Raw genomic sequence first — 6,143 nt, 5'->3', positions numbered from 1 at the left:
GTGGGACACAAACGCACCAGCGTGGGACACAAGCGCACGAGGGTGGGACTCAGACGCCGAGGCCGGGAAAGAGCTTGGCGGCGTTGCCGGACAGCACGTCCGTGAGCACGTCCTCCGGCAGGTCCAGCGCGGCCAGCGCGCGCACGTTCCGGCTCGCGCCGGGCACGCCGGGCCAGTCCGTGCCGAACACGAACTTCCCCGCCAGGCGCGGGAAGTCGAACCGCGCGTAGTACTCCGGGAGCTTCTTCGGCGGCAGCCCGGCCAGGTCCAGCCAGACGTTGTCCTTGGCCAGGGCCAGAAACGCCGCGACGTCGTACCACCAGCCGCGCCCGCCGTGCGCGAAGACGAAGTTCACGCCGGGAAAGTCCTCGACCACGTCCGAGAGCAGTTCCGGGTTGCCGAAGCTGGTCCGGGACCCGGGGAAGCTGCTGGTGCCCGAATGCAGGATCACCGGCACCCCGCGCTCGGCGCACACCCGGTACGCGGCGTAGAGCTCCTTGTCCGCCGGGGAGAAGGCACCGTGCACCGGGTGGATCTTCAAGGCCACCGCACCGAGGTCGAGCTGCCGCTCCACCTCCGCCGCCAGCGGGTGGTGCAGGTGCGGGTTCACGTTCGCCACCAGGCGGAACCGCTCCGGGTTGTACGCCACGATGGGGAGCAGGTCCTCGATCGGCTGGATACCGGTGGCGCGCGGGCTGTACTCGCAGAACAACAGCGCGCGGTCGACGCCCTCGGCCGCCAGGAGGGCGTCCAGCGCGGCCGGCACCGGGTTACCGTCCTCGTCGTAGGCGCTGCGCCAGTCGTGCGGCCCGGAGAACCGCTCGGCCCACTCCAGCCAGGCGGGTTTGAGCGTGCTCAGCCTCGGCGCGTGCACGTGGGCGTCGACCACCGTCCTGCCGTCGATCACGCGGGCTCCCCCGGGGCGAAGGTGTCCCGGACCTGCTCGCGGATCACGTTCCGGCGGATCTTGCCGGTGGCCGTCTTCGGCAGCTCCCGCACCCCGAGCACCGCACGCGGGCGCTTGAACGAGGCCAGCCCCTCGCGGCAGAACTCGATCAGTGCCTCGGCGTCCACCTCGCGCCCGGCCACCGGCACCACGCAGGCCACCGGCTTGTCGATGCCGTCCTCGTCGGGTGCGGCGACCACCGCCGCCTCGGCCACGTCGGGATGCAGCAGCAGCCGTTGCTCCACTTCGGCGGGGGACACCCAGATCCCGCCCGCCTTCAGCATGTCGTTGAAGCGGCCGAGACAGGTGTAGGTGCCGTCCTCGTTGCGCACGTAGCTGTCCCCGGTGCGCAGCCAGTCGCCCTGGAACACCCGTTTCGTGGTCTCGTACCGACTCCAGTAGCCGAACGCGGTGGACGGCCCGCGCACGAACAGCTCGCCGGGCTGCCCGACCGCCTCGACCGGTTTCCCTTCCGCATCCCGGATTTCCAGGTCGTAGCCCGGCACCGCGGTGCCGGTGCTGCCGGGCACCACCGCGCCGGGCCGGTTCGACAGGAAGATGTGCAGCGCCTCCGTGGACCCGATGCCGTCCAGTATCTCCACCCCGAACCGGGCCCGGAACCGCTCGAACAGCACCGCGGGCAGCGGCTCGCCCGCCGAAACCGCTTGGCGCACCGAGGAAAACGTGTCGTCCGGAATGTCGCTGGCGAGCAGCGCGGAGTAGAAGGTGGGCACCCCGAAGAACAGGGTGGGCCGCTCCGCCCGTACCCGCTCGGCGACCAGCCGCGGACTCGGGCGCCCCGGCTCCAGCACGGTGGTCGCCCCCGCGGCGAGCGGGAAGAACGCGGAATTGCCGATGCCGTAGGCGAAGAACAGTTTCGCCACGGAGAAGCACCGATCCGCGGGGCTTACCCCGAGCACCTTGCCCGCGTAGGTTTCGCAGACCGCGCGGATGCTCGCATGCCGGTGCATCGCGCCCTTCGGTTCACCCGTAGTGCCGGAGGTGTACAGCCACAGCGCGGGCGAGTCCTCCCAGGTTTCGTACCGCGGCAGCGGATCCGCACCGGACAGTTCGCTCCAGTCGTGCGTGGTCACCCCGCCGGAGAAGGCGATCGGGTCCGCCCGGTCCAGCACGACGTGGGCGGTCTCCGGGGCCAGTGCGATCGCCGCCTTGGCCGCCGGGGTGAACTCGTCCGACACGCACAGCACGCGCGCCCGCGAATCCGCCAGCACCCTGCCCAGTTCCGGGCCGGTCGCCATGGTGGACACCGGCACCGGAACGGCCCCGGCGTACATCGCGCCGAGGACGCCGGTGAGCAGTTCGACGCCGTCGACCATGCACAGCATCACCCGCTCCTCCGGCCGCACCCCGATCGCGGCCAGCCCGCCCGCGACGCGGTGCACCCGGTCGGCGAGTTCGGCGTAGCTGAGGGAGACCTCCGGCGTCACCACCGCCGTCTTCGCCCCGTCGCCCTCCCGGACATGCCGGTCGACAAGGTAGTCCGCCGCGTTGAATCCCGTCATCACGCTCGCTCGCCTTCCGGCCACCGCCCGGTCCACGTCAGTCAGAGGTAAACGTACTCGTAATCGAAGGGTTTGCCATTGATTCCCTGACGCGGGGGCGCGACCCAGCCGGCGATCTTGCCCCGCTCGTACACCGGGCGCATCAGCGAACGGACGAACGCGTGGTCCTCACTGGTGGGCAGCCACTGCCGGCGGTTCGCCTCCCAGGCGGCCTCGTCCACGATCGTCCCGTCCGGCGTGATGTGGTGCCCGGAGTTGGTGCCGACCCTGCGGTTGAAACCGGGATGCGGCAGCCGGAACCGGAACGGGATTTCCGCGTCTTCGAGGATCCGGTTCCACCGCTTGACCCCGGTCTCGCAGTCGGCGATGTACTCGGTGCGCAGGTCGAGGTTGAGCAGCAGGATCTTCTGCAGCTCCTCGGTCTCCCACGTGCCGTCCTCGCGCGGGCGCCGCAGTTCGGCGCTGTCCTCGGTGAGCTTGTGATCGTCCTTGCGGCGCGATTCGAGCCAGCGGCCCTTGAGCCCGGCCGCGTAGTAGTTCGCCGCGTTGGTCGAGGTCTCGCTGCCGAACAGGTCCAGCGAAACGCTGTAGTGGAAGTTGAGGTAGCGCTGGACGAGATCGAGCGGGATCCCGCCGTAGCGCCCGATGTCGGTGGTGTCGTGCTCGCGGATCAGCTCGGCGCTGCGCTGCACCACCCGGTCCACCCCGGTGGTGCCGACGAACATGTGGTGCGCCTCTTCCTTGAGCATGAACTCGCAGGTGCGCGACAGCGGGTCGAACCCGGATTCCTTGAGCGTGCCGAGCTGGTACTTGCCGTCCCGGTCGGTGAAGTAGGTGAACATGTAGAAGGCGAGCCAGTCCGCCGTCTCCTCGTTGAACGCGCCGAGGATGCGCGGCGAGTCCGGGCTTCCGGAGTTGCGGTGCAGCAGCGCTTCGGCCTCTTCGCGGCCCTCCCTGCCGAAGTAGGCGTGCAGCAGGTACACCATCGCCCACAGGTGCCTGCCCTCTTCCACGTTGACCTGGAACAGGTTGCGCAGGTCGTACAGGCTGGGCGCGGTCAGGCCCAGCAGTTTCTGCTGCTCCACGGAGGCGGGCTCGGTGTCGCCCTGGATGACGATCAGCCGTTGCAGATCGGCCCGGTACTCGCCCGGCACCTGCTGCCAGGCCGGTTCGCCCTTGTGCTCGCCGAAGGCGATCCGGCGGTCCGGATCCCGTTCGGCCAGGAAGATGCCCCACCGGTAGTCCGGCACGTGCACGTGGTCGAAATGCGCCCAGCCGTCTCGACCGACGCTGATCGCGGTGCGCAGGTACACGCCCTGCGTTTCCAGGGTGGGCCCCATTTCGGCCCACCAGTTGAGGAACTTTGGCTGCCAGCCCTCCAGAGCCCGCTGCAGCCGCCGGTCCTCGGCCAGCATGACGTTGTTCGGGATCTTGCTGTCGTAATCGATCTTCTCCGGCACAGTCACACCCGCTTGCGGTCGAAGGTCGCCTTCTGCCCGGTACCGTAGCGGCGCAGGGCGCCCTCCGGACCGGAGGCGTTGGGTCTGGTGAAGATCCAGTTCTGCCAGGCGGTCAGCCGCCCGAAGATCTTCGTCTCGATGGTTTCGGGACCGACGAACCGGTGGTTGGCCTCCATCCCGGTCAGCGCGTCGGGGCTGAGCGCGGCCCGGCCCTCCAGCACGATCCGGATTTCGTCGGACCAGTCGATGTCGTCCGGCGCGTCGGTGACCAACCCGAGTTCGACCGCCTCGGCCGGGCTCAGCGGACGGTCACGCTCGCGCTTGAGCCAGTCGAGGTGCTCGTTTTCCCGGTAGAACCGGGATTCGAGCCGGGAAAGACCGTTGCCCATCGGGAAAATCCCGAAGTTGGCTTCCGACAGCACGATCGCCGCGCGCTCCTCGCTGTCCTCGTCTTCGATCGGCGGTCCGTCCAAAATGTACTGCCGGTCGCACGCCAGCGCCAGCTCCAGCAGCACACCGGCGAAGCAGCTGCCCGGCTCGATCAACGCGATCAGGCTCCGGCTGGTGACGTCAAGGCGCTTGAGCGTGCGCTTGTAGTAGTGGACGATTTCGTTGCCCAGCCAGTCTTCCCTCGCCAGGAGCGCACGCTCGTGGGCGAGCACGGCCTCGGCGTCGCCTTCCGTGCGGAAGACCCAGGTGCCCAGCTCGGGTTCGTTGGTGCGCAACCGCAGGATGAGGTCGTCGAGTTCACGGGTCAGCGCGAACAGCCAGTCCTCACCGCCCGGCCCGCGCACGGTGATCGTGACGACGCCGAGCCCGCGATCGAACTCCGCGGTGACGTTCGGGTACGCGATCCCGTCGTCGCTCTCGCTGCGTTCGAGGGGCTCAAGCTCCACGCCCTTCGCGTCGGCGGGGCGGGTGGTCCGCGCGGCCAGTTCCCGTGCCCGCGCCGCGACGGCTTCCCGGAACTCCTGACGCGGCACCAGCCGGTCGACGAGCTTCCAGTCCACCGCGGTCCGGCCCCTCACCCCGTCCGGGCGAGTGGCGAAGACGTCGGCGCGGTCCTTGCGGACCCGCCGCTTGTCCACCACGCGGGTCAGGCCCCCGGTGCCGGGAAGGACCCCCAGCAGCGGCACCTCCGGCAGCGAGACGGTGGAGGAGTTGTCGTCGACGAGCAGGATCTCCTCGCAGGCCAGGGCGATCTCGTAGCCGCCGCCCGCGCAGCTCCCGTTCACCGCCGCGAGGTAGACCTGCCCGGAGTTCTCGGTGGCGTCCTCGATGCCGTTGCGGGTTTCGTTGGTGAACTTGCAGAAGTTCACCTTCCACTCGTGCGGGGAGTCGGCCAGCATCCGGATGTTCGCGCCCGCGCAGAACACCTTTTCCCTGGCGCTGGTGATGATCACCGCGCCCACCTCGGGATGTTCGAAGCGCAGCCGCTGCACGGCGTCGTAAAGTTCGATGTCGACGCCGAGGTCGTAGGAGTTGAGCTTGAGTTCGTAGCCCTCGACGAGGCCACCGCCGGGGTCGACGTCCATCTCGAGCCAGGCGACCGGGGGCTCGATGCGCAGGTGCCAGTGCCGGTAGGTGCTCGGATGCCGATCGAATGACACCTTCGTCATGAGCCAATTGTCTACAGCTATGTGCCGATCGTCAACGTTGTGTAGAGAACTGGCCCCCGCTCTCCAGATCACCCCTCACTCGGTGACGGTCGCGGCGCTCACGCCGAAGGTGTCACGGGACGGCGGGAGCGGCGTCGACATCCGCGGCGACCCCCGCGAGCTTGGCCCGGATCCGGGCGACCGCGTCTTCGCCGAGGGGCAGGCGGAGGGGCGCGTCCGTGCGGCGAGTGAGCGCGAAGATCTCCTCCGCCGCCCATGCGGGGTCGCCCAGCTTCCGGTCGCCAGGAGCGGCCCGGGCGTAGGCGGGCGCGACGTAGTCGCCGATCGGCTCCGCCACCCGCCGGCTGCCCAGGGTGGCGAACTCGGTCGCGAAGACACCCGGCTCGACCAGCGTGACCCGGATACCGAACGGCGCCAGTTCCTCGGCCATCGCCTCGTGCAGCGCTTCCAGCGCGAACTTGCTGGCCGCGTACACGCCGAACCCGGCCCCCGAGGAGAACCCGCCCATCGAACTGATCCCGATCACCTGTCCGCGCTTCTGCCGCCGAAAGACCGGCAGCACCGCCCTGGCCACGGACAGCACGCCGAACAGGTT

Annotated in this window: 5 protein-coding genes; all 5 read right to left on the bottom strand. The window is 69.4% G+C overall.

The genetic code is table 11. From position 1 onward, the window contains the following. Positions 1-49: 49 nt before the first annotated feature. The gene (locus FNH05_RS29480; RefSeq protein WP_144592122.1) at positions 50-907 is read right to left on the bottom strand and encodes an amidohydrolase family protein; all 858 of its coding nucleotides are present in this window, start codon (positions 905-907) and stop codon (positions 50-52) included. Continuing rightward, positions 904-2,469, bottom strand: coding sequence for a benzoate-CoA ligase family protein (locus FNH05_RS29475; RefSeq protein ID WP_144592121.1), 1,566 nt, complete (start codon positions 2,467-2,469; stop codon positions 904-906). Before FNH05_RS29475 ends, FNH05_RS29480 begins: the two co-directional genes overlap by 4 nt. 41 nt (positions 2,470-2,510) lie before the next feature. Next, complete coding sequence (boxB, locus tag FNH05_RS29470; RefSeq protein ID WP_144592120.1) at positions 2,511-3,929, bottom strand: benzoyl-CoA 2,3-epoxidase subunit BoxB; 1,419 nt, start codon at positions 3,927-3,929, stop codon at positions 2,511-2,513. 2 nt (positions 3,930-3,931) lie between these two features. Next, positions 3,932-5,548: a 2,3-epoxybenzoyl-CoA dihydrolase gene (gene boxC, locus FNH05_RS29465; protein WP_144592119.1), complete on the bottom strand. Its 1,617-nt coding sequence runs from the start codon at positions 5,546-5,548 to the stop codon at positions 3,932-3,934. A 112-nt stretch (positions 5,549-5,660) separates the two neighbouring features. Continuing rightward, on the bottom strand, positions 5,661-6,143 hold a 483-nt coding region (locus FNH05_RS29460; protein ID WP_144592118.1), incomplete at its 5' end, for an SDR family NAD(P)-dependent oxidoreductase.

This window comes from Amycolatopsis rhizosphaerae, assembly GCF_007713715.1.
Taxonomy (GTDB): Bacteria; Actinomycetota; Actinomycetes; order Mycobacteriales; family Pseudonocardiaceae; genus Amycolatopsis_E; species Amycolatopsis_E rhizosphaerae.
This window is presented reverse-complemented; position numbering and strand designations above follow the sequence as displayed.

What these genes read in the sequence shown, in the direction of transcription:
- FNH05_RS29475 (WP_144592121.1), bottom strand. Translation starts at nt 2,469, where the DNA reads ATGACGGGATTCAACGCGGCGGACTACCTTGTCGACCGGCATGTCCGG.
- boxC (WP_144592119.1), bottom strand. Translation starts at nt 5,548, where the DNA reads ATGACGAAGGTGTCATTCGATCGGCATCCGAGCACCTACCGGCACTGG.